This window comes from Kitasatospora sp. NPDC101157 (genome assembly GCF_044768255.1).
Taxonomy (GTDB): Bacteria; Actinomycetota; Actinomycetes; order Streptomycetales; family Streptomycetaceae; genus Kitasatospora.
Map to the genome: position 1 here is coordinate 1 of NZ_JBIWPL010000029.1, position 22,711 is coordinate 22,711.

Below are 22,711 nucleotides of genomic sequence, written 5' to 3' on the forward strand. Positions count from 1 at the left end.
CTCCGGGCGCTTCGTTCTTTCGTGTTTCCAGCTTATCAGATGTTTTCCGCTCCGTTTTCCGGGGCTTCCTCATCCAACTCGCCGGTGTCTTCCGATGCTTGACGCCCCGTCCGACGTTCCGAACTCTAGCCGATCCCCGCTCCGAAAAGCGAATCCAGCCGAGTCCGGCCGCAATCCGATAAAACGCACACGCCGAATAAGCACCGAGCCGCAACGCGAAAAGCGAAACGACCGGCACGAACCGGAGTGGTGTTTCAAGGGATTGGCTGCCCCGGGACCGTCCGCGCAGACGCGTGTCCGGTGCTCCCTGCCAGGCAGCTCGAAGAACTGTACGCGCTTCCGGCGCCGGATGCAAACGACGTGCAAAAGGGGCCGGCCGGACCCCCTGAAGGGTCCGGCCGGCCGTGCCGCGGGGCTCAGCTGTTGGTGGGGAAGCCGAGGTTGATGCCGCCGTGCGACGGGTCCAGCCAGCGCTGGGTCACGGCCTTGCCGCGGGTGAAGAACTGGACGCCGTCCGGACCGTACGCGTGGGCGTCGCCGAACAGGGAGGCCTTCCAGCCGCCGAAGGAGTAGTAGGCGACCGGCACCGGGATCGGCACGTTGATGCCGACCATGCCGACCTCCACCTCGAACTGGAAGCGCCGGGCCGCGCCGCCGTCGTTGGTGAAGAGGGCGGTGCCGTTGCCGTACGGGTTGGCGTTGATCAGCGCCAGCCCCTCCTCGTAGGAGGCGACGCGGACGACGGAGAGGACCGGGCCGAAGATCTCGTCGTTGTAGACGGACATGCCGGGCTTCACGTGGTCGAACAGGGTGGGGCCGAGCCAGAAGCCGTCGCTGGTCGGGCTGCCGTTCCGGTCCTCGGCGGCGATCGGGTGCTTGCGGCCGTCCACGGCGAGCTCGGCACCGTCGGCGACGCCGGACTCGACGTAGGAGGTGACCTTGTCGCGGTGCTGACCGGTGACCAGCGGGCCCATCTCGGAGTCGCCGTTGCAGCCGGGGCCGACCTTGAGGGTGGCGATCCGCTGCTTGATCTTCTCCACCAGCTCGTCGCCGATCGGGTCGACGGCGACCAGGACGGAGACGGCCATGCAGCGCTCGCCGGCCGCGCCGAATCCTGCGTTGACCGCGGCGTCGGCGGCCAGGTCGAGGTCGGCGTCGGGCAGCACCAGCATGTGGTTCTTGGCGCCGCCGAGCGCCTGCACGCGCTTGCCGTAGCGGGTGCCGGTCTCGTAGACGTAGCGGGCGATCGGGGTGGAGCCGACGAAGCTGACGGCCTTGATGTCCGGGTGCTCCAGCAGACGGTCGACGGAGACCTTGTCGCCGTGCACCACGTTGAAGACACCGTCCGGCAGCCCGGCCTCCTTCCACAGCTCGGCGAGGAAGTTGGCCGCGGACGGGTCCTTCTCCGAGGGCTTCAGCACGACGGTGTTGCCGGCCGCGATGGCGAGCGGGAAGAACCACATCGGCACCATGGCCGGGAAGTTGAACGGCGAGATGATCGCGACCGGACCGAGCGGCTGGCGGATCGAGTAGACGTCGATGCCGGTGGAGGCCTGCTCGGTGAAGCCGCCCTTGATCAGCTGCGGGATGCCGCAGGCGTACTCGACGACCTCCAGACCGCGGGCGATCTCGCCCAGCGCGTCCGAGTGCACCTTGCCGTGCTCGGACACGATGATCGAGGCCAGCTCGTCCCGGCGGGCGTTCAGCAGCTCGCGGAAGGCGAAGAGCACCGACGTCCGCTTGGCCACCGAGGCGGTGCGCCACTCGGTGAAGGCCGAGGCCGCGGCGGCCACGGCCTGGTCGACCTCGGCGATCCCGGCGAAGTCCACCTGTCCGGCGACCTGTCCGGTGGCCGGGTCGAAGACGTCGCCGCGACGGGGCGCCGCACCGGCGGTGGCGACCGGCTTGCCGCCGATCCAGTGAATGATGTGCTTGCTCAAGTCCGTCTGCCTCCGAAGTCCCGGGCGGCGTCCTGCCACCGGTCCGGTCTGGCGCCGCCCGCGAGTGGGCCGGGCGACGGAATTCACGGGGCTACCGCGCTCGTCTCCCAGTCTGGTGGTCACCAGGGCGTGACTCAACGAACAGGCTGACGGGGATCGCGGATTCAGCCTTACAGGTCGTCCGGTCGCTGAGCCGCACGCGTGAAGCCGTCCGACGCCCGACGACCCCGGGGCGCCTCAGGACTCCTCCTCCAGGTACGGGTCGTGCAACCCGTCCGCCGCCTCCTGGGTCTCCAGCAGGTCCAGCCGCAGGTCCTGCGCCCAGGCCAGTGCCCACCGCTTGAGCCCGTCCACCTCGCCGGCCTCGACACCCCGGGCACGGAACCGGCCGTCCGCCGCCTCGGCCAGCGTCTCCAGCCGGTCGGCGAGCCCGCCCGGCTGGAAGTCCGGATCCAGCTCCACTGCGAGGGCGAGCAGTTCGCCCTTCCGGTAGTCGCAGGTGAGGGCGTGCACGTCGATCAGGTCGCGCGGCATGCCCCGGTCGGCCAGCAGCGCGGTGGTGAGCGCCGCCGCGTCGTCCAGGGCGACCACCGGCAGGACCACCGGCGGCGCGCCGGGCTCCGGCGCGCCGAAGTCCAGCCGGACCGGCCGGTGGCCGAGTGGTTCCTTCCGCAGCTCCACCGAGTGCGACCGCCCGCCCAGCGCCAGCCGTACGGTCAGCTGCTCCAGGCGCGGCGTGCCGGGCCGTTCGGCGACCCCGCCGCCCGCCGCGCGGTACGCCTCCGCCAGCGCGGCGGCCACCTCCGGCAGGTCGGCGCCGCCGGTGGCCAGGGTGAGTCCGTCCTGCGGGCAGGCCGGGACACCGTGGGCGCGCAGCGCGTGTCCACCGGCCAGCGCCAGCCCGTACCGGGTGCAGACCGGCCCGGCCAGGGCGGCCAGGCGCAGCTGGGCGGGGCCCGGTCGGAGGGAAGCGTCGACGGCGTGCGGGGCAGTGGTCACGTTTCCAGTCTCACCCGGGCGCCCACCCCGCGCGCCATCGTCGGGGCGGCTGTCCCGGCCCGACCCACCACCGGCTACGACCACCGGCTACCGGCTACCGACCCACCCGCTACCAGCCGCCCAGCCCGGCCGCCGCCTCGTGCAGGGCGAGCTCCAGCAGCACCGGGTCGTTGAGCCGCCCGGAGCCGTCGGGCGGCACCAGCCAGCGCACGCCCTGGCTGCTGCGTCCGGGGTGGGGGACGACGATCCAGGTGCCCTCCCCGGCGCAGCGCACGCCGGTGCCGATCCAGCGGGCCGCGGTGCCGACCGGTACCAGGAAGCTGACGTGCTCCTCCCCGGTGTCGGTCAGGACCGGGCCCCGGGCGCCGGTGTCCAGGAGGTCCAGGACGTCCAGGGCCGGGTGCCCGAGCCGCCCGGGGACGGCGAGGACGTCCCAGCGGCGCCCGGCCGGCAGCAGGGTCAGGCCCAGCCCGGTGCGTTCCCACCGTGCCCGGAAGGCCTCCGGGTCCGGTGCCACCTGGGTGAGCCAGTTCAGTCCGGTGCTCTCCATGTCGTGTCCCCGCTTCTCGCCACTCGTACCGGTCGGGCGCGGCGGGACGTACCGGGACCCGCCGTCATCAAGGAGAGGCGGACGGCGGGTCCCTCTTACACGGGTCGGGCGACCCAACCGGCGGGGTCAGCTGTCGAAGCCGAGCCCCAGCCGGTCGAGGGTGCGCAGCCAGAGGTTGCGGTGGCCGCCGTTGCGGTCGGCGCGCTCCAGCGAGCGGGTGGTGATCTCGATCCCGGCCCAGCGCACCGGTTCGGGCGGGAACGGCAGCGGCTTGGAGCGCACCATGTCCAGCGAGGTGCGCTCGGTGCGCTCGCCGGCGAGAAGGTCGAGCATCACCTCGGCGCCGAAGCGGGTGGCGCCGACGCCGAGCCCGGTGTAGCCGACGGCGTACGCGACCTTGCCGCGGTGGGCGGTGTCGAAGAACGCCGAGAACCGGCTGCAGGTGTCGATGGCGCCGCCCCAGGCGTTGGTGAAGCGCAGCCCCTCCAGCTGCGGGAAGCAGCGGAAGAAGTGGTTGGCCAGGGTGCGGAAGGTCTCCGGCCGCTGGTCGTACTCGTGCCGGACGTGGCCGCCGTAGTGGTAGACCGCGTCGTAGCCGCCCCAGAGGATCCGGTTGTCGGCGGAGAGCCGGAAGTAGTGGAACTTGTTGGCGCTGTCGCCGAGCCCCTGCCGCCCGCGCCAGCCGATCGCGGCGAGCTGCTCGTCGCTGAGCGGCTCGGTCATCAGCGCGTAGTCGTACACCGGCACGACGTACGGGCGGACGCGCTTGAGCAGCGAGGGGAACACGTTGGTGCCGAGCGCGACCCGGCGGGCGAAGACCCGCCCGTACGGGGTGCGGGCGGCCATGCCGCTGCCGTGCTCGCGCAGTTCGGTGGCCCGGGTGTGCTCGAAGATCCGTACGCCCTGGCCGAGGCAGGCCTCCTTGAGGCCCCAGGCGAGCTTGGCGGGGTGGACCATCGCCACGCCCTCCTTGTCCCAGAGGCCGCCGAGGAAGGTGGGCGAGTTCACCTCGGCGCGCAGCTGGTCGGCGTCCATGACGGTGAGGTCGAAGCCGTAGCGGGCGACGGCCTCGGCGACCTCGTGGAGCTCCTCGACCTGGTGGGGCTGGGTCGCGACGTCGATCTCGCCGGTGCGCTCCCATTCGGCGTCGATGCCGTAGCGCTTGAGGGTGGCCTCGATGGCGTCCAGGTTGGCGGCGCCGAGGCGTTCCAGCTGGGCGAGTTCGGCGGGCCAGCGCTCCAGGCCGTTGCCGAAGCCGTGGGTGAGGCTGGCCGCGCAGAATCCGCCGTTGCGCCCGGACGCGGCCCACCCGACCTCGTTGCCCTCGACCAGGACGACGTCCAGTGACGGGTCGCGCTCCTTGGCGATGAGGGCGGTCCACAGGCCGGAGTAGCCGCCGCCGACGACCAGCAGGTCGCAGGTGGTGTCGCCGACCAGGGCGGGCAGCGCCTGCGGCCGGCCGGGGTCCTCCAGCCAGAAGGGAGTGGGCTTGGCGTCACTGAGTGCGCGGGCGGAGTCCATGCATTATCAGCCACTTTCTACGGATAGACGGGGGTACGGGCCACCGCTGGCCGACCGTACGTCAGGCGGTGGCCTTCCGGCGGTTGCCGAGCCACTGGCCGGCCACGGTCAGTGCGACCGCGGCGACGAACATCGCGGTGCCTATGACGTTCACCTGCACCGGGATGCCGCGCTGCGAGGCGCCCCAGACGAACATCGGGAAGGTGACCGTGGTCGGGCCCGAGTTGAACTGGGTGATGATGAAGTCGTCGAAGGAGAGCGCGAAGCTGAGCAGCGCGCCGGCGGCGATGCCGGGGGCGGCCAGCGGCAGGGTGACCTTCAGGAAGGTCTGGGTGGGGGTCGCGTAGAGGTCCTGGGCGGCCTGTTCGAGCCTCGGGTCCATGCTCATCACGCGCGCCTTGACCGCCGTCACCACGAAGCTGAGGCAGAACATGATGTGCGCGATGAGGATGGTGGTGAAGCCGAAGGGGATGCGCATGTTGAGGAAGAGCGTCCCCAGGGAGGCGGCCATCACCACCTCGGGCATGGCCATCGGCAGGAAGATCATCGCGGTGGTGGCCGAGCGGCCGCGGAAGCGGTAGCGGGCCAGCGCGAAGGCGACCATGGTGCCGAGCACGGTGGCGCCGATGGTGGCGAGCACCGCGATCTGCAGGCTGAGCGAGAGCGACTGGCACATGTCGGCCACGCCGCAGGGGTTGGTCCAGGCGTCGGTGGAGAACTCGTTCCACTCGTAGTTGAACTTGCCGACCGGCTTGTTGAACGAGAAGGCCAGCACGACCAGGTTGGGCAGCACCAGGTAGGCGAGGGCCAGCAGGCCGGCCAGGACGACCAGGTGGGCGCGGACCCACTTCAGGATGCGGGACATCAGACCAGTTCCTCCGTCCCGGCCTTGCGCATGTAGACCGTCACCATGCCCAGGATCAGGGCCATCAGGATGAAGCTCAGCGCGGCCGCCGTGGGGTAGTCGAGCACGTTCAGGAACTGCTTCTGGATGCCGTTGCCGACCATCTGCTCGCTCGGCGAGCCCAGCAGCTGGGCGTTGATGTAGTCGCCGGAGGCCGGGATGAAGGTCAGCAGGGTGCCCGCGACCACGCCCGGCAGCGAGATCGGGAAGGTGACCTTGCGGAAGGTGGTGAACGGCCGGGCGTAGAGGTCTCCGGCCGCCTCGTGCAGCCGGGGGTCGATCCGCTCCAGCGAGGTGTAGAGCGGAAGGATCATGAACGGCAGGAAGTTGTACGTCAGGCCGCAGACCACGGCGAGCGGGGTGGCGAGCACCCGGTCGCCGGAGGTGAGCCCGAGCGCGTTGGTGACGTCCAGGACGTGCAGGGCGTTGAGCGCGCCGACCACCGGGCCGCCGTCGGACAGGATGGTCTTCCAGGCCAGCGTGCGGATCAGGAAGCTGGTGAAGAACGGCGCGATGACCAGGATCAGGATGACGTTGCGCCAGCGCCGGTTCGCCTTGAAGGCGATGGTGTACGCCAGCGGGTAGCCGATGACCAGGCAGAGCGCGGTGGCGATGGCCGCGTAGGAGAACGAGCGGACGAAGTGCCACTTGTACTCGACCAGGGCGTCCCAGTAGGTCGAGAAGTGCCAGGTGACCTTGAAGCCCTCTTCCAGCGAGCCGGTCTGCAACGAGGTGGACCCCTGGTACAGCATCGGCACGGCGAAGAAGACGACCAGCCAGGCGATGCCGGGCAGCAGCAGCCAGTACGGGGTGAGCTTGCGCTTCGGCTTCGAGGGCGCGTCGGGCACTGGGACGACTTCCGGCGGCGCGGCCGGGGCGGTGGTGGTCACGCGGCCTCCTCCGCGGTGCCCGCGTCGATCGCCTGGGCGGCGTCCAGGGCGAAGGAGTGCGCCGGGTTCCAGTGCAGCTGGACGGCGGCGCCGGGGACGATCCGGGCGTCGCGCTCCATGTTCTGCTCGAAGACGGTGACCTCCTGGCCGCCGTCGGTGCGCACCACGTACTGGGTGGAGACGCCGATGAAGCTGGAGTCGAGGACGGTGCCGGCCAGCTTGTTGCGGCCCTCGGCGACCTGCTCGGTGGCGTGGGTGATGGTGATCTTCTCGGGACGCACGCCCAGGTGGACCCGCTCGGCCCCGGCGGCGCAGCGCGCCCTGGGCACCGCGAGGCGGGTGCCGGCCACGCTGAGCAGCAGGTCCTCGCCCGCGCCGCCGGTGACCTCGGCGGGCAGCAGGTTGGACTGGCCGAGGAAGTTGGCCACGAAGGTGGTGGCGGGGTTCTCGTAGAGATCGGCGGGCGCGCCCAGCTGCTCGACCCGGCCGCCGTTCATCACCGCGATGGTGTCGGCCATGGTCATGGCCTCCTCCTGGTCGTGGGTGACGTGCACGAAGGTGATGCCGACCTCGGTCTGGATCCGCTTGAGCTCCAGCTGCATCTGGCGGCGCAGCTTGAGGTCGAGGGCGCCGAGCGGCTCGTCCAGGAGCAGTACCTGGGGGTGGTTGATCAGCGCGCGGGCGACCGCGACGCGCTGCTGCTGGCCGCCGGAGAGCTGGTGCGGCTTGCGCCGGGCGTACTGGCCGAGTTCGACCAGCTCCAGCATCTCGTCGACCTGCTTCCTGACGTCCTTCTTGCCGCGGCGGCGCAGGCCGAAGGCGACGTTCTCGAAGATGTCCAGGTGCGGGAAGAGCGCGTAGCTCTGGAAGACGGTGTTCACCGGCCGCTTGTACGGAGGAAGGGCGGTGACGTCCTGGCCGCCGATCAGGACGGTGCCGCTGGTGGGCTCCTCCAGGCCGGCGATCATGCGCAGGGTGGTGGTCTTGCCGCAGCCGGAGGCGCCGAGCAGGGCGAAGAAGGAGCCCTGGGGAACGGTCAGGTCGAGGGGGTGGACGGCGGTGAACGATCCGTAGGTCTTGCCGATGCCGGTGAGGCGTACGTCGCCGCCGGTCGCGTCGCGCAGCTGGTCTGTCATGGGGTGTCTTCCTGGGTCTTTCTGCCGGGGACGGGGGTTCAGGCGCCGATGAGCTTGGAGAACTTCTGCTCGAAGTCGCTCTCCTCGCCCTCGGTGAGGGTTCGGAACACGTGCGCCTTGGCCGCCATCTCGGGGGTGGGTACGACCAGCGGGTTGGCCGCGCTGTCCGGGGCGAGGGCGGCGAGCTCGTCCTTCATCCCGGTGACGGCGGAGACGAAGCCGATGCCCGCGACCAGCTGCGCCGCGATCTTCGGCTGATAGTAGAAGTCGATCAGCTTTTCCGCGTTCGTCTTGTGCCGCGCCTTGGCCGGGACCAGCATGTTGTCGGTCGAGGCGAGGTAGCCCTTGTCGGGGATGGCGAACTCGATGTCCGGGTTGTCGGCGCGCAGTTGGATCAGGTCGCCGCCCCAGGCGACGCAGGCGGCGATGTCCCCGGAGGAGAGCTCCTGGCCGTAGTCGTTGCCGGTGAAGCGGCGGATCTGCTTGCCGTCGACGGCCTTCTGCAGCCGGGCGACGGCGGCGTCGTAGTCGTCGGCGGTGAACTTCGCCGGGTCCTTGCCCATGTCCAGCAGGACCATCCCGATGCTGTCGCGCATCTCGGAGAGGAAGGTGACCCGGCCCTTGAGGTCGGGGTCGTCCAGCAGCTGGGAGACGCTGGTGACCTCCTTGCCCCTGGTCGCCTTGCGGTTGTAGGCGACCACGGTCTGGATGCCGGCCCAGGGGTAGGTGTAGAGCCGGCCCGGGTCCCAGTCGGGGGCGCGGAAACGGGCCTCGACGTTGGTGATCGCGGTGGTGACGTTCGCCGGGTTCAGCTTCTGCGCCCAGCCGAGCCGGATCAGCCGGGCGGCCATCCAGTCGGTGAGCACCACCAGGTCGCGGCCGGTGTCCTGGCCGGCCGCCAGCTGCGGCTTGACCTTGCCGAAGAACTCGACGTTGTCGTTGACGTCCTCGTTGTACTTGACCTTGATTCCGGTGGCCGCGGTGAAGGCGTCCAGGGTGCCGTGCTTCTCCTTGTCCTTCTCGTCGGTGTCCACGTACAGCGGCCAGTTGGAGAAGTCGACCTCCTTCTCGCTGTCCGAGAGGTCCTTCGCGGCGTTGGCGGTCGAGTCGCCGGTCGCCCTGGGCGCCGCGGGGATGCCGCAGGCGGCCAGGGTGCCCGCTCCGGCGGTCAGCGCGGCGGCGCGCAGCAGGGTGCGGCGGCCGACCGCGGCCCGACCGCTGGTCAGACTGCGTTCCCAGGCCTTGCGGACGGGTTCGGGCAGATCGTCGGTGAGCTCGTTGAACGCCTTGAACGCCTTGAACGCCATGGAACGGGCCTCCTGGGGGAAGACGGGGTGCGTGGGGGAGCACCCGGCCGAAGGGGTTATCGGTCTCCGAAGACGGTGCGGTGCCAGTCCTTGCGGGCGACCGCGGTGGTGTCGAACATGACGTGCTTGACCTGGGTGTACTCGTCCAGCGAGTACTGGGACATGTCCTTGCCGTAGCCGGACGCCTTGTAGCCGCCGTGCGGCATCTCGCTGATGATCGGGATGTGGTCGTTGACCCAGACGCACCCGGCGGCGATCTCCCGGGTGGCGCGCAGCGAGCGGTGCACGTTGCCCGTCCAGGCGGAGGCGGCCAGGCCGTAGGGAGTGTCGTTGGCCAGCCGCAGGCCTTCGTCGTCGCCGTCGAAGGGCAGCACCACCAGCACCGGGCCGAAGACCTCTCCCTGGACCACCTCGCTGTCCTGGGGCGCACCGGTGATCAGGGTGGGGGCGAAGTAGGCGCCGCGGGTGAGGTCGCTGCCGTCGTGGCCCTTCGCGGGCGCGGGGCCGCCGGTGACCACGGTGGCGTAGGAGCGCGCCCGCTCCACGAAGCCGGCCACCCGGTCCCGGTGGGCGTACGAGACCAGCGGGCCGAGGTCGGTGCGGGGGTCGCGCGGGTCGCCGATCCGGATCGCCGCGTAGAGCTCGGCGACCCCGGCCACGAAGGCGTCGTAGAGGGGGCGCTGGACGTAGGCGCGGGTGGCGGCGGTGCAGTCCTGGCCGCCGTTGATCAGCGAGGCGGCGACGGCACCGTGCACCGCGGCGTCCAGGTCGGCGTCGTCGAAGACCACGAACGGGGCCTTGCCGCCGAGCTCCAGGTGGGTGCGCTTGACGCTCGCGGTGGCGAGTTCGGCGACCCGCTTCCCGACGGCGGTGGAGCCGGTGAAGGAGACCATCGCGACGTCGGGGTGGGAGACCAGGTGCTCGCCGGCCGTACGACCGGCACCGGTGACCACGTTGACCACGCCGTCCGGGACGCCCGCCTCGGTGCAGGCCCGGGCGAACATCAGCGAGGTCAGCGGGGTCAGCTCGGCCGGCTTGAGCACGATGGTGTTGCCCGCCGCGATCGCCGGGAGGATCTTCCAGGCGGCCATCTGCAGCGGGTAGTTCCACGGCGAGATCGAGCCGACCACGCCGATCGCCTCGCGCCGCACGTAGGAGGTGTGGTCGCCGGAGTACTCGCCGGCCGCCCTGCCCTCCAGGTTGCGGGCGGCGCCGGCGAAGAAGGCGGCGTTGTCGACGGTGCCGGGGACGTCGAACTCGGTGGCCAGCTTGACCGGCTTGCCGGTCTGGGCGGTCTCGACCCGGGCGAGGTCGTCCGCCGCGCCGGCCAGTACGGCGGCCAGCCGGGTGAGCGCCTCGGACCGGGCGCCCGGGGTGGCGGAGGACCAGCCGGGCAGGGCGGCCCGCGCGGCGGCGACGGCGGTGTCCACGTCGGCGACGGTGGCCAGCGCGACCTGCTCGACCACGCTTCCGTCGGCGGGGTTGACGACCTGGAAGGGATCGCCGCTCCCCCGGGTCTGACGGCCCGCGATGTACTGCGCGCCCGCGCCGAAGTCGGTCAGGTCCATCTGGGTTCCTCCAAGGGCCGGCGCTTCGACCGCGCGCCGCGGCGAAACGCTTCCGCAGTGGGGGTCTGCGGTCCCGCTGACCTTCCCAACTGCGGGGTTGACGTGACAAGGGTCACTTCGCCAGTCTCGACACGAAGGGCCTTACAGAGTGCAAGGCTCCTCGCAGGGCGACAGGTCGTCCGGAGGATGCATGATTCACCTGACACTCTGTGTACCCCGTTCCCTCCTCCCCGCTCCGGAGGCCCGCGATGCTCCCCACCGTCGCCCGAGTGCTCGACCTGGAGGTGATGCGGCGCGGCCTGCCCCAGGTGGTGGCCGGCGCCGACCGCCTGGAACGGCCGGTCCGCTGGGTCCACGTCAGCGAACTGCCCGACGTCGCCGGGATGCTCCAGGGGGGCGAGCTGGTGCTGACCACCGGCATCGCGCTGCCCGAGGACCGCGAGGGCCTGGCCCGCTACGTCCGGGAACTGGACGAGGTCGGCGTGGCCGGGCTGGTGGTCGAGTTCGGCCGCCGCTACTTCGACTCGCTGCCGCGCGCCCTGGTGCACGCCGCCGAGCAGCGCGGGCTGCCGCTGGTCACGCTCCGCCGAGAGGTGCGCTTCGTCGCCGTCACCGAGGCCGTGCACGCCCTGGTGGTGAACGCCCAGCTGGAACAGCTGCGGATCTCCGAGTCGGTCCACCAGGTGTTCAACGAGCTGGTGGTGGAGGGCGCCGAGCCGCCCGAGGTGGTCCGCCAGGTGGCCCGGATGGCCGGCGCACCGGTGGTCCTGGAGAACCTGGCCCACCAGGTGCTCGCCCACGACACCGCCGGCCGCCCGGAGGTCGAGCTGCTGGAGGACTGGGAGCGCCGTTCGCGCGGCGTCCGCCCGTCCGGCCGCACCGGCCACGACCCGCGCAGCGGCTGGCTGGTCACCACCGTCGGCGCCCGCGGCCAGGACTGGGGCCGGCTGGTTCTGGTCCAGGAGCCGGGCCCGCTGCCCGAGGGCGAGCCGCACCCCCACGCCATGCTGCTGGAGCGCGGCGCCTCCGCGCTGGCGCTCAACCGGCTGGTGGTGCGCGACCGGGAGAGCCTGGAGCGGCAGACCCACCGCACCCTGCTCTCCGGCATCCTGACCCACGCGCTGACCGTCTCCGAGGTGGCCCTGCGCGCCCAGGCGCTCGGCGTCCCGCTGGACGGCCGGCGGCTGGTCGGCGTGGTGCTGCGCCAGCGCCGCGGGCCGATCCCGGCCGCGCTGGAGGCGCAGGCCCGGCTGCGCGACTTCACCGAGCTGGCGGCGGGAGCGGTGCGGGCCTGCCGGCTCTCCGCCCTGGTCGGCGCGCTGGACGACGAGGGCGTCGGCCTGCTGATCGCGCTCGGCACCCAGCAGGACGAGCACGCCGCGCTGGACGCCTTCTCCGCCACCCTGCGCCGGATGTCCGCCGAGGCCGGCCGGGAGGGCGCCGACGCTCCGGGGCCGGTGGTCGCGGTCGGCTCCTCGGTCGGCTCGGTCCGCGACGCCCGGCGCACCCTGCTGGAGGCCGCCCAGGTCGCCGACGCCGCCCTGCACGACGCGCCCGGCGGCGGCCGCACCGCCTCCTACTACAGGCTGCCGGACGTGCGGCTGCGCGGCCTGCTCCACCTGCTGCGCGACGACGCCCGCCTGCAGACGTACGTGGAGCGGGAGTTGGGGCCGCTGCTGGCCCACGACGCCGAGCACAACGGCCAGTTGGTGCAGATGCTGCGGATCTACCTGGACCAGGGCCGGAACAAGTCGGCGGCGGCCGACGCCGCCCACCTGTCCCGGCCGTCCTTCTACGACCGGCTGCACAAGGTCGAACGGATCCTGGGCGTCGACCTCGACCAGGTGGAGTCCTGCCTGTCCCTGCACGTGGCGCTGCTCGCGCTGGACGCCGTCCGGCGGTAGGGCCTGTCCGGCGGACCTTGTCGGATCAGCGCGCGGCGCCGCGCGCCCGGCAAGATCCGCCGGACAGGCCTGGGACGCGTCCCGGGCTCACACCCCGGTGATGCGCCCCCACACCTTGTGCAGCTCCGGCCGCTCGGCCGAGGTGACGTCGCGCATGCCGTGCAGCCGGGCGCGCATCTCCTCGGTCGGGAACACCAGCGGGTTCTCGGCGAGTTCGGCCCTGTCCTTGTCCCCGCTGTCCGCCAGCACCTCGCGGGCGGCGGGCACCGGGCAGATGTACTGGACGGCCGCGGCGAGTTCGGCGGCCACCTCGGGCTGGTAGTAGTAGTCGACCAGCAGCTCGGCGTTGCGCTTGTGGACGGCCCGGTTGGGGATCATCAGGCTCTCCGCCCACAGCTCCCCGCCCTCCTCCGGCACCACGAAGGCGATGTCCGGGTTCTCGGCGGTGAGCTGGACGGCGTCGCCCGAGTAGGCCTGGCAGGCGACGGCCGCGCCGGAGGCGAGGTCGCTGGTGTAGTCGTTGCCGGTGAAGCGGCGGACGTGGCCGGTGTCGACCATCTTCTGCACCAGGTCCATCGCCTTGTGGGCGTCGTCGTCGCTGAACCGCGCGATGTCCGCGCCCTGGGAGAGCATCAGCAGTCCGAGCGCCTCGTCCAGCCCGGCGAACAGGGTGATCCGGCCCTTGAGGTCGGGCGCCCACAGGTCGGCGGTGGACTTCAGCTCCCGGCCGAGCGCCTTGCGGTTGTACGCGATGCCGGTGATCCCGGACTGCCAGGGCACGCTGCGCCGGCGCCCCGGGTCGAACACCGGGTTCGCCAGCTGCGGGTCCAGGTGGGCGGTGACATTGGGCAGGTTGTCCCGGTCCATCGCCTGCACCCAGCCGAGCGAGACGTACCGGCCGGCCATCCAGTCGCTGATGACCATCAGGTCCCGGCCCGGATCGGCGCCCTGGGTGAGCACCGGGCTGATCTTGCCGAAGAACTCGTCGTTGTCGTTGATGTCCTCGGTGTAGGTGACCTCGATCCCGGTCTTCTCGGTGAAGGCGTCCAGGGTCGGGCGCCGGCCCTGGTCGTCGGTGTCGATGTACTGGGTCCAGTTGGAGAAGTTGAGCCGCTTGTCGCGCTCCGAGCGGTCCGGCGCCGAGCGGCGGTCCTCGGCCACGTACGCGGACGGGATGCCGCAGCCGCTCAGGGTGCCGGCGCCGAGCAGCGCGGCCCCACCGAGCAGCGAACGTCGACGCACGACACGGGAGTTGGTGGAGCGACGGGTCAGGGTGGTGCTGCTGGGCATGGGGGCCTTCCGGAACGTGGGACGGCCCCGGACACTCGCCGTGCCCGGGGCCGTCCTGGGAGGTACGTCAGACAGTGTGCGCGTCGGTGAGCGACAGCACCTCGTCCAGCACGGCGAGGCCGGCCTTGGCCTCCTCCTCGGTGACGGTGCACGGCGGGACGACGTGGAGGCGGTTCATGTTGACGAACGGCCAGAGCCCGCGCTGCTTGCAGGCGGCGGCCAGCTCGGCCATCGGCGCGTTGGCGGCGCCCGCGGCGTTGTAGGGGACGAGCGGCTCGCGGGTCGAGCGGTCCTTCACCAGGTCGAGCGCCCAGAACACACCGAGGCCGCGGACCTCGCCGATCGAGGGGTGCCGCTCGGCCAGCTCGCGCAGACCGGGGCCGAGCACCGTCTCGCCGATGTGCTTGGCGTTCTCGACGATGCCCTCCTCCGCCATGGTGTTGATGGTGGCCACCGCCGAGGCGCAGGCCAGCGGGTGTCCGGAGTAGGTGAGCCCGCCGGGGAACGGACGCTCGGCGAAGGTCGCCGCGATCTCCGCGCTGATCGCCACGCCGCCCAGCGGGACGTAGCCCGAGTTGACGCCCTTGGCGAAGGTCAGCAGGTCCGGCACGACGCCCCAGTGGTCGGCGGCGAACCACTCGCCGGTGCGGCCGAAGCCGGCCATCACCTCGTCGAGGATGAACACGATCCCGTAGCGGTCGCAGATCTCCCGCACCCCGGCCAGGTACCCCGGCGGCGGGATCAGGATGCCCGCGGTGCCGACCACCGTCTCCAGGATGACCGCCGCGACGGTGCCCGGCCCCTCGAACGCGATCACCTGCTCCAGGTGCTCCAGCGCCCGCTCGCACTCCTGCGCCTCGTTCTCCGCGTGGAAGTTGGAGCGGTAGGCGTACGGGCCCCAGAAGTGCACCACCCCGGAGACGCCGGTCTCGCTGGCCCAGCGCCGCGGGTCGCCGGTGAGGGCGATCGCGTTGGCGGTGGCGCCGTGGTACGAGCGGTAGGTGGACAGCACCTTCTGCCGGCCGGTGTGCAGCCGGGCCAGCCGGACGGCGTTCTCCACGGCCTCGGCGCCGCCGTTGGTGAAGAAGATCTTGTCCAGATCGCCGGGGGTGCGCTCGGCGATCAGCCGGGCCGCCTCGCTGCGCGACTCGACCGCGAAGCCGGGGGCGATGGTGCAGAGCTTCGCCGCCTGCTCCTGGATCGCGGCGACCACCTTCGGGTGCTGGTGGCCGATGTTGGTGTTGACCAACTGCGAGGAGAAGTCGAGGTAGCGGTTGCCGTCGTAGTCCCAGAAGTACGAGCCCTCGGCGCCGGCCACCGCGAGGGGGTCGATCAGCGCCTGGGCGGACCACGAGTGGAAGACGTGCGCGCGGTCGGCGGCCTTGACCGCCTGGCCGGCAGCTGAGTCAGCGGTGGGGATGCTCATGCCGGTAAGGCTAGGGCGGCCCGGGCCCGAAAGGCAGTTCCATCCTGTCAGCCGGTCACCCGAGCCGCCGACAGGGTGCAAAGCGACAGGGCCCGGGGCGAAACACCCCGGGCCCTTCGTCAGTTCGTACGCTTCTTCGTCGATCAGATCGCGGTCATCCTGCGCCCGACCGTCATGACCCGCTAGATCGCGGTCATCCTGCGCCCGACCGTCATGACCCGCTAGATCGCGGTCATCCTGCGCCCGACCGTCATGACCCGCTAGATCGCGGTCATGACGTGCTTCACCCGGGTGTAGTCCTCGAAGCCGTAGGACGACAGGTCCTTGCCGTAGCCGGACTTCTTGAAGCCGCCGTGCGGCATCTCGGCGACCAGCGGGATGTGGGTGTTGATCCAGACGCAGCCGAAGTCCAGGCGGCGCGACATCCGCATGGCGCGGGCGTGGTCCTTGGTCCACACCGAGGAGGCCAGCGCGTACTCGACGCCGTTGGCGTAGTCGACGGCCTGGTCCTCGTCGGTGAACTTCTGCACGGTGATGACCGGGCCGAAGACCTCGTTCTGGATGATCTCGTCGTCCTGGTTCAGCCCGGAGACGACGGTCGCGGCGTAGAAGTAGCCCTTGTCGCCGACCCGGTGGCCACCGGCCTCGATCTTGGCGTGGGCGGGCAGCCGCTCGATGAAGCCGGCGACCTGCTTCAGCTGGTTGGCGTTGTTCAGCGGGCCGTACAGCACGTCCTCGTCGTCCACGCCGCCGGTCTTGGTCTCGGCCGCGGCCTTCGCCAGCGCCTCGACGAAGGCGTCGTGGATCGACTCGTGCACCAGCACGCGGGTGGCGGCGGTGCAGTCCTGGCCGGCGTTGAAGTAGCCCGCCACCGAGATGCCCTCGACGGCCTCGGCGATGTCGGCGTCCTCGAAGACCACGACCGGGGCCTTGCCGCCCAGCTCCAGGTGGACGCGCTTGACGTCCTTGGAGGCGGACTCGGCGACCTGGATGCCGGCCCGGACCGAGCCGGTGATGGAGGCCATCGCCGGGGTCTTGTGCTCGACCATCAGCCTGCCGGTCTCGCGGTCACCGCAGATGACGTTGAAGACGCCGGCCGGCAGGTCCAGCTCCTTCAGGATGCCGCCGATGATCTCGGCCAGCAGCACGGTGGAGGCCGGGGTGGTGTCCGAGGGCTTCAGCACCACGGTGTTGCCCGCGGCGATGGCCGGGGCGAACTTCCAGACGGCCATCATCATCGGGTAGTTCCACGGCGCGACCTGGGCGCAGACGCCGACCGGCTCGCGGCGGACGATCGAGGTCATCCCGTCCATGTACTCACCGGCGGCCTTGCCCTCCAGCAGGCGGGCCGCACCGGCGAAGAAGCGGATCTGGTCCACCATCGGACCGATCTCCTCGGAGAGGGTCAGCGCGCGCGGCTTGCCGGTGTTGCGCACCTCGGCGTCGACGATCTCGTCGGCCCGGGCCTCGATCGCGTCGGCGATCTTCAGCAGCAGCTTCTGCCGGGTGCTCGGGGTGGCGTCGCGCCAGGCCGGGAACGCGGCGTCGGCCGAGGCCATGGCGGCGTCCACGTCTGCGGCACCGGACAGCGGCGACGTCGCGTACACCTCGCCGGTGGCCGGGTCGACGATGTCGAGCGTGCGGCCGTCTGCCGCGTCGACGAACTCACCGTTGATGTAGTTGCGCAGCGTGCGAAGGTCGCTCACGGGTCTCTCCTCGGTCTGGGCCTGCGGCGTTGCAGATTCCGGCGCCATGGTACGTCGGCGGATCCGGCCTACGAAGGGCGCCGAGTGGCCGGGCCGGAAGCGGCGCGGTCCACTGGTGGCGGAATGCGCGAGACCCGGCGGGGGCGCGCGCGTACCGTGCCAGGGTAGCCGTAAGACTGCCGGTATCGACAGGCCGAACGCTCGCAGGCGATGAAATCCGCATGCGATTTCCAAGATCACGACGAAATCAGCAGTTTCCACGCTTGCGAACAGAGGAACGATCAGGCACAGTGGCCGCGTGGCCAACCGCGACCGGAACGCGAGCGTTCCCCTCGACGCCGCCTCCAAGGCGATCATCGAGCAGCTCCAGGAGGACGGGCGACGCCCGTACGCCGCCATCGGCAAGGCCGTCGGCCTGTCCGAGGCGGCCGTGCGGCAGCGCGTCCAGAAGCTGCTCGACCAGGGCGTGATGCAGATCGTCGCCGTCACGGACCCGCTCACCGTCGGCTTCACCCGCCAGGCGATGGTCGGCATCCGGGTCGAGGGCGACATCGAACCCGTCGCCGACGCGCTGGCCGCCCTCGACGAGGTCGACTACGTCGTCTGCACCGCAGGCTCGTTCGACCTCCTGGCCGAACTGGTCTGCGAGGACGACGAGCACCTGCTCGAACTGATCAACAAGCGCATCCGCGCGCTTCCCGGCGTGCGGAGCACCGAGAGCTTCGTTTACCTGAAGCTCCGGAAACAGACCTACACCTGGGGCACCCGATGACAGCCGACCCGGCGCAGAAGGACCTTTCCAAGACCGCCTACGACCACCTGTGGATGCACTTCACCCGCATGTCGTCGTACGAGAACTCCCCCGTGCCCACCATCGTCAAGGGCGAGGGCACGTACATCTGGGACGACAAGGGCCGGAAGTACATCGACGGCCTGGCCGGCCTGTTCGTCGTGCAGGCCGGTCACGGCCGCACCGAGCTCGCCGAGGTCGCCGCCAAGCAGGCCAAGGAACTCGCGTTCTTCCCGATCTGGAGCTACGCGCACCCCAAGGCCGTCGAGCTGGCCGAGCGCCTGGCCAACTACGCCCCGGGCGACCTGAACAAGGTCTTCTTCTCCACCGGTGGCGGCGAGGCCGTCGAGACCGCCTGGAAGCTCGCCAAGCAGTACTTCAAGCTGATCGGCAAGCCGACCAAGTACAAGGTCATCTCCCGCGCCATCGCCTACCACGGCACCCCCCAGGGCGCGCTGTCCATCACCGGCCTGCCGGGCCTGAAGGCCCCGTTCGAGCCGCTGGTGCCGGGCACCCACAAGGCCCCGAACACCAACATCTACCGCGCCCCGCACTACCTGGAGGGCCCCGACGGCACCGTCGACCCCGAGGCGTACGGCCGCTGGTGCGCCGACCAGGTCGAGGAGGCCATCCTCTTCGAGGGCCCCGAGACCGTCGCCGCCGTCTTCGTCGAGCCGGTGCAGAACGCCGGTGGCTGCTTCCCGCCGCCGCCGGGGTACTTCCAGCGCCTGCGCGAGATCTGCGACCGCCACGACGTGCTGCTGGTGTCGGACGAGGTCATCTGCGCCTTCGGCCGCCTCGGCACCATGTTCGGCGCCGACAAGTTCGGCTACGTGCCGGACATGATCACCTGCGCCAAGGGCATGACCTCGGGCTACTCCCCGATCGGCGCCACGATCATCTCCGACCGCATCGCCGAGCCGTTCTACAAGGGTGACAACACCTTCCTGCACGGCTACACCTTCGCCGGCCACCCGGTCTCCTCGGCCGTGGCGCTCGCCAACCTCGACATCTTCGAGCGCGAGGGCCTGAACCAGCACGTGCTCGACAACGAGTCGGCGTTCCTGGGCACCCTGAGCAAGCTGCGCGACCTGCCGATCGTCGGCGACGTCCGCGGCAACGGCTACTTCTACGGCATCGAGCTCGTGAAGGACAAGGTCACCAAGGAGACCTTCAACGACGAGGAGACCGAGCGCGTGCTCTACGGCTTCCTCTCGAAGGCTCTCTTCGACAACGGCCTGTACTGCCGCGCCGACGACCGTGGCGACCCGGTCGTGCAGCTGGCCCCGCCGCTGATCTCCGACCAGTCGACCTTCGACGAGATCGAGCAGATCCTGCGGACCAGCCTCACCGACGCGTGGGCGAAGCTCTGATCCCCTGAGCCCCCTCCCCACCCTCCGCCGAAGGGCGGTCCCGCTCCCCGCGGGGCCGCCCTTCGGCGTCCTCGCCACCGCCCCGAACATCACAGTCGTACGACCAAACATGCCTGAATGCGGGTGATTTGCCCGTGATGGCCCAGAGCGCCGCAACCGCGACCGGTCCCGGTCGTTCTAATCTGACGACTGTCATATCCCTGCGGCCTCCCAGGATGGAACCTCATGTCAGCGGCACCGCCTGACAACGACGTGCTGTGGGCCCGAGGGATCGTCAAGTCCCACTACGGCACCCCCGCCCTGCGCGGCATCTCCATCGGCGTCCGCGAGGGCGAGGTGCTCGCCGTCACCGGCCCACGCGGCTCCGGCAAGAGCACCCTGCTCGGCTGCCTCTCCGCCCAGCTCCCGGTCGACGAGGGCGAGGTCTGGTTCAACAGCTCCCCCGTGCACACCCTCGGCCGGGCCGGCCGCGAACGGCTGCGCCGCGACCGCTTCGGCTTCGTCGGCTCCGAACCGCACCTGATCCCCGAGCTGACCGCCCGTGAGAACGTCGCCCTGCCGTTGCTGCTCGCCGGCGCCGGCCACAAGGCCGCCTACACCGCAGCCGCCGAGTGGCTGGAACGCCTCGACGTCGGCGACATCGCCCGGCACCGCCCCGACCGGCTGGTCCGGAGCCAGTGCCAGCGGATCGCCGTGGCCCGCGCCCTCGCCCCGCTGCCACCCGTCGTCTTCGCCGACGATCCCACCGCCCCGCTGCACCGCGAGGCCGCCGACCAGGTCCTGCGGATACTGACCAGCGCGGCCCGCTCGCACCAGCTCACCCTCGTCCTGGCCACCCACGACCCCGAGCTCGTCCGGTTCGCGGACCGCGCCGTCGCCCTCGTCGACGGACGGCTCACCGCCCCCGCCGCCCCCGTCCCGCGCGGCACCCACGCCCCCGGCACGGCCGGTGCCTCCGCCGTCTCGGCGACCCGCCGCTGACGACGCCGAGCCGCTGAAAGAGTCGACGTGTTCTACCTCCGTCTGGCCCGGAGCTACCGGGTGCCCGACCTCGGCCGCTGGCTGCTCACCGCACTGGCGGCCGGCGTCGTCGCCGCCTTCCTGCTGCGCTCCCTCGGCCGGGCGCTGAGCGACCCGGCCGGCGGCGCCGGCGCGCTGGTGCGACTGCTCTGGTGTCTGCCCCCGCTCGCCGCCGTCGCCTGGTTCGCGGCCGTCGCCGCCCGCTCGGTGCCCGCCCGGCGGCCCGAACGGATCGCCGGCCTCACCGCCGCCGGGGCCGGCTCCCGGCGCATCCGCGTCCTGATCGCCGGCGAGGTCGCCCTCGCCTGCACCCTCGGCAGCGTGCTCACCCTGCTGCTCTTCCTGGTGCTGCGCAACGACATCGCCGGGCCCTCGCTCGCCCCCGACCTCGGCATGGGCGTACCGCTGCCCGCCGCCGCGCCGGTCACCCTGCTCGCTCTGGTCCCGCTCACCGCCGGCATCGCCGCCGGCTGCTCGGTGCCCGTCGCCGAGACCCTGCCCGGCGGCCGCACCCGCGGCCGCACCGGCTTCGGCCCCCTGCGGATCGCCGTGCCGATCGGGCTGGTGGTGATCGGCGCCGCGCTCGAACTCATCGCGCTGCGACCCGGCGCCCCCGCCGACGGCCGTCCGATCCACCTGCCCGCCGGGCTCGGCACCACCAGCACCGCCGCCCTCGGCGGCTGGGCAGCCGGCGCGCTCGGCCTCGCCCTGCTCACCGGCCCGCTGCTCGCCTGCGCCGGACGGCTGCTCGCCGTCGGCCGGCCCACCCCGCTGCGGCTGCTGGCCGGACGCGGCCTCACCGCGCAGGCGCGCCGGCTCGGCCCGCCGCTGGCCGTCCTCACCCTGGTCGTCGCCCTGGTGCTGACCACCGTCCGCTACTGGATCGGCACCCCCGACAGCGCCGACGCGCTGCCCGCCGTAGAGGCCTGCCTGGTGCTCGGCTGCGCGGCCGCCGCGGTGATCGCCCGGCTCGCCGAGGTCCGCACCGATCGCCGGGAGATCACCGAAGCGCTGCTGCGCCTCGGCACCTCGCCCCGGCTGCTGTTCGGCGCGGTCGCGCTGCGCACCCTCGCGGTGGGCACCACGCTGCTGCTGACCGGCGGGGCGACCGCCGCGCTGGCGGCCGCCGGCCTGCGGTGACGCCCCGTACGGCCGCTCAGCCCGCCGCGGCGAGCTGACCGCAGGCGCCGTCGATCTCCTGACCACGGGTGTCGCGGACGGTCGTCGGCACGCCGTGCGACTGGAGCCGGCGGACGAACTCCCGCTCGTCCTCCGGGCGGGAGGCCGTCCACTTGGAACCCGGGGTCGGGTTCAGCGGGATCAGGTTGACGTGCACCCGGTGGTTCTTGATCAGCCGGCCGAGCAGGTCCGCCCGCCACGCCTGGTCGTTGATGTCCTTGATCAGCGCGTACTCGATGGAGATCCGGCGGCCGGACTTCTCCGCGTAGTTCCAGGCCGCGTCCAGCACCTCGGCGACCTTCCACCGGGTGTTCACCGGGACCAGCTCGTCGCGCAGTTCGTCGTCCGGCGCGTGCAGCGACAGCGCCAGGCGGCAGCTGAGGCCCTCGTCGGCCAGCCGGTTCATCGCCGGGACGAGGCCGACGGTGGAGACGGTGATGCCGCGCTGGGACAGGCCGAAGCCGTCCGGCGCCGGGTCGGTCAGCCGGCGGATCGCGGCCAGCACCCGGTTGTAGTTGGCCAGCGGCTCGCCCATGCCCATGAAGACCACGTTGGACAGCCGGGCCTCGCCGCCCGGGATCTCCCCGGCCTTGAGCGCGCGCATCCCGGCGGCGATCTGCTCGACGATCTCGGCGGTGGACAGGTTGCGGGTCAGCCCGGCCTGGCCGGTGGCGCAGAACGGGCAGTTCATGCCGCAGCCGGCCTGCGAGCTGATGCACATGGTGACCCGGTCGGGGTAGCGCATCAGCACCGACTCGACGAGCGTGCCGTCGAACAGCTTCCACAGCGTCTTGCGGGTGGTGTCGTCGTCACAGGAGACGTGCCGCACCACCGACATCAGCTCGGGCAGCAGGCTCCCGGTGAGCTTCTCCCGGCTGGCGGCGGGGATGTCCGTCCAGCTCGCCGGGTCGTTCGACATCCGGCCGAAGTAGTGGTTGGAGAGCTGCTTGGCGCGGAACGGCTGCTCGCCCAGCTCGGCGACGGCCTCCTTGCGCTCGGCGGGGCTCAGGTCGGCGAGGTGTCGCGGGGGCTTGGCGCCGCGCGGCGCGACAAAGGTGAGTTCTCCGGGCTTAGGCATGGTTGTTCCAGTGTCGCAGACGCGCGGAGGGCCCCCACCACCGCGCGGCCGCGCCCCCCCCCCCGCACCCCGGGACGCGGAGAAATACCAACAACAAGCGCCACACCAACCCGCCCCCCCCTGCGCGCGC

The 22,711-nt window shown here is 71.6% G+C and carries 18 protein-coding genes; 5 read left to right on the forward strand and 13 right to left on the reverse strand.

Features of this window, described 5'->3' with window-relative positions:
• Positions 1-416 precede the first annotated feature (416 nt).
• The 9 genes from ACIRVF_RS36150 to ACIRVF_RS36190 all read right to left on the reverse strand — a co-directional run bounded on the left by ACIRVF_RS36150 (position 417) and on the right by ACIRVF_RS36190 (position 10,815).
• Positions 417-1,940 (reverse strand): CoA-acylating methylmalonate-semialdehyde dehydrogenase, encoded by a 1,524-nt coding sequence (locus tag ACIRVF_RS36150; RefSeq protein WP_402827850.1) that lies wholly within the window; start codon positions 1,938-1,940, stop codon positions 417-419.
• A gap of 237 nt (positions 1,941-2,177) precedes the next feature.
• Positions 2,178-2,939 (reverse strand): hypothetical protein, encoded by a 762-nt coding sequence (locus tag ACIRVF_RS36155; protein ID WP_402827853.1) that lies wholly within the window; start codon positions 2,937-2,939, stop codon positions 2,178-2,180.
• A gap of 109 nt (positions 2,940-3,048) precedes the next feature.
• On the reverse strand, positions 3,049-3,489 hold the full coding sequence (locus ACIRVF_RS36160; protein WP_402827856.1) for a hypothetical protein: 441 nt from the start codon (positions 3,487-3,489) through the stop codon (positions 3,049-3,051).
• Between the two features lie 126 nt (positions 3,490-3,615).
• Entirely contained in the window at positions 3,616-5,010 is a 1,395-nt protein-coding gene (locus ACIRVF_RS36165) for an NAD(P)/FAD-dependent oxidoreductase (protein WP_402827859.1), read from the reverse strand.
• A 61-nt stretch (positions 5,011-5,071) separates the two neighbouring features.
• Positions 5,072-5,875 (reverse strand): ABC transporter permease, encoded by an 804-nt coding sequence (locus ACIRVF_RS36170; RefSeq protein WP_402827862.1) that lies wholly within the window; start codon positions 5,873-5,875, stop codon positions 5,072-5,074.
• A complete protein-coding gene (locus tag ACIRVF_RS36175) occupies positions 5,875-6,804 on the reverse strand; it encodes an ABC transporter permease (RefSeq protein ID WP_402827865.1) in 930 nt (309 codons plus the stop codon). Before ACIRVF_RS36175 ends, ACIRVF_RS36170 begins: the two co-directional genes overlap by 1 nt.
• Positions 6,801-7,940: an ABC transporter ATP-binding protein gene (locus ACIRVF_RS36180; protein ID WP_402827868.1), complete on the reverse strand. Its 1,140-nt coding sequence runs from the start codon at positions 7,938-7,940 to the stop codon at positions 6,801-6,803. Before ACIRVF_RS36180 ends, ACIRVF_RS36175 begins: the two co-directional genes overlap by 4 nt.
• A gap of 38 nt (positions 7,941-7,978) precedes the next feature.
• Entirely contained in the window at positions 7,979-9,247 is a 1,269-nt protein-coding gene (locus ACIRVF_RS36185) for a spermidine/putrescine ABC transporter substrate-binding protein (protein ID WP_402827871.1), read from the reverse strand.
• Positions 9,248-9,303: 56 nt separating this feature from the next.
• Entirely contained in the window at positions 9,304-10,815 is a 1,512-nt protein-coding gene (locus tag ACIRVF_RS36190; protein ID WP_402827874.1) for a gamma-aminobutyraldehyde dehydrogenase, read from the reverse strand.
• 248 nt (positions 10,816-11,063) lie between these two features.
• Here ACIRVF_RS36190 and ACIRVF_RS36195 point away from each other — a divergent pair, with 248 nt between their 5' ends.
• A complete protein-coding gene (locus ACIRVF_RS36195) occupies positions 11,064-12,719 on the forward strand; it encodes a PucR family transcriptional regulator (protein ID WP_402827877.1) in 1,656 nt (551 codons plus the stop codon).
• 87 nt (positions 12,720-12,806) lie between these two features.
• Here ACIRVF_RS36195 and ACIRVF_RS36200 read toward each other — a convergent pair whose 3' ends face one another.
• The 3 genes from ACIRVF_RS36200 to ACIRVF_RS36210 form a co-directional block, all read right to left on the reverse strand.
• A complete protein-coding gene (locus ACIRVF_RS36200) occupies positions 12,807-14,009 on the reverse strand; it encodes a spermidine/putrescine ABC transporter substrate-binding protein (RefSeq protein ID WP_402827880.1) in 1,203 nt (400 codons plus the stop codon).
• Positions 14,010-14,076: 67 nt separating this feature from the next.
• On the reverse strand, positions 14,077-15,435 hold the full coding sequence (locus tag ACIRVF_RS36205) for an aspartate aminotransferase family protein (protein WP_402827883.1): 1,359 nt from the start codon (positions 15,433-15,435) through the stop codon (positions 14,077-14,079).
• A 260-nt stretch (positions 15,436-15,695) separates the two neighbouring features.
• Complete coding sequence (locus ACIRVF_RS36210; RefSeq protein WP_402827886.1) at positions 15,696-17,189, reverse strand: gamma-aminobutyraldehyde dehydrogenase; 1,494 nt, start codon at positions 17,187-17,189, stop codon at positions 15,696-15,698.
• Positions 17,190-17,439: 250 nt separating this feature from the next.
• On the opposite strand from ACIRVF_RS36210, the gene ACIRVF_RS36215 reads away from it, so the two are divergent.
• From ACIRVF_RS36215 to ACIRVF_RS36230, 4 genes are all read left to right on the forward strand, one after another.
• Positions 17,440-17,913 (forward strand): Lrp/AsnC family transcriptional regulator, encoded by a 474-nt coding sequence (locus ACIRVF_RS36215; RefSeq protein ID WP_030243538.1) that lies wholly within the window; start codon positions 17,440-17,442, stop codon positions 17,911-17,913.
• A complete protein-coding gene (locus tag ACIRVF_RS36220; RefSeq protein WP_030290419.1) occupies positions 17,910-19,304 on the forward strand; it encodes an aspartate aminotransferase family protein in 1,395 nt (464 codons plus the stop codon). Before ACIRVF_RS36215 ends, ACIRVF_RS36220 begins: the two co-directional genes overlap by 4 nt.
• 225 nt (positions 19,305-19,529) lie before the next feature.
• The gene (locus tag ACIRVF_RS36225) at positions 19,530-20,285 is read left to right on the forward strand and encodes an ABC transporter ATP-binding protein (protein WP_402827889.1); all 756 of its coding nucleotides are present in this window, start codon (positions 19,530-19,532) and stop codon (positions 20,283-20,285) included.
• 27 nt (positions 20,286-20,312) lie between these two features.
• A complete protein-coding gene (locus ACIRVF_RS36230) occupies positions 20,313-21,464 on the forward strand; it encodes a hypothetical protein (RefSeq protein WP_402827892.1) in 1,152 nt (383 codons plus the stop codon).
• 16 nt (positions 21,465-21,480) lie between these two features.
• Here the strand turns inward: ACIRVF_RS36230 and rlmN are convergent, their stop codons facing one another.
• Positions 21,481-22,581 (reverse strand): 23S rRNA (adenine(2503)-C(2))-methyltransferase RlmN, encoded by a 1,101-nt coding sequence (gene rlmN, locus ACIRVF_RS36235; RefSeq protein ID WP_350605928.1) that lies wholly within the window; start codon positions 22,579-22,581, stop codon positions 21,481-21,483.
• Positions 22,582-22,711 lie beyond the last annotated feature (130 nt).

What these genes read in the sequence shown, in the direction of transcription:
- ACIRVF_RS36160 (WP_402827856.1), bottom strand. Translation starts at nt 3,489, where the DNA reads ATGGAGAGCACCGGACTGAACTGGCTCACCCAGGTGGCACCGGACCCG.
- ACIRVF_RS36165 (WP_402827859.1), bottom strand. Translation starts at nt 5,010, where the DNA reads ATGGACTCCGCCCGCGCACTCAGTGACGCCAAGCCCACTCCCTTCTGG.
- ACIRVF_RS36170 (WP_402827862.1), bottom strand. Translation starts at nt 5,875, where the DNA reads ATGTCCCGCATCCTGAAGTGGGTCCGCGCCCACCTGGTCGTCCTGGCC.
- ACIRVF_RS36180 (WP_402827868.1), bottom strand. Translation starts at nt 7,940, where the DNA reads ATGACAGACCAGCTGCGCGACGCGACCGGCGGCGACGTACGCCTCACC.
- ACIRVF_RS36185 (WP_402827871.1), bottom strand. Translation starts at nt 9,247, where the DNA reads ATGGCGTTCAAGGCGTTCAAGGCGTTCAACGAGCTCACCGACGATCTG.
- ACIRVF_RS36190 (WP_402827874.1), bottom strand. Translation starts at nt 10,815, where the DNA reads ATGGACCTGACCGACTTCGGCGCGGGCGCGCAGTACATCGCGGGCCGT.
- ACIRVF_RS36195 (WP_402827877.1), top strand. Translation starts at nt 11,064, where the DNA reads ATGCTCCCCACCGTCGCCCGAGTGCTCGACCTGGAGGTGATGCGGCGC.
- ACIRVF_RS36200 (WP_402827880.1), bottom strand. Translation starts at nt 14,009, where the DNA reads ATGCCCAGCAGCACCACCCTGACCCGTCGCTCCACCAACTCCCGTGTC.
- ACIRVF_RS36205 (WP_402827883.1), bottom strand. Translation starts at nt 15,435, where the DNA reads ATGAGCATCCCCACCGCTGACTCAGCTGCCGGCCAGGCGGTCAAGGCC.
- ACIRVF_RS36210 (WP_402827886.1), bottom strand. Translation starts at nt 17,189, where the DNA reads ATGGCGCCGGAATCTGCAACGCCGCAGGCCCAGACCGAGGAGAGACCC.
- ACIRVF_RS36220 (WP_030290419.1), top strand. Translation starts at nt 17,910, where the DNA reads ATGACAGCCGACCCGGCGCAGAAGGACCTTTCCAAGACCGCCTACGAC.
- ACIRVF_RS36225 (WP_402827889.1), top strand. Translation starts at nt 19,530, where the DNA reads ATGTCAGCGGCACCGCCTGACAACGACGTGCTGTGGGCCCGAGGGATC.
- rlmN (WP_350605928.1), bottom strand. Translation starts at nt 22,581, where the DNA reads ATGCCTAAGCCCGGAGAACTCACCTTTGTCGCGCCGCGCGGCGCCAAG.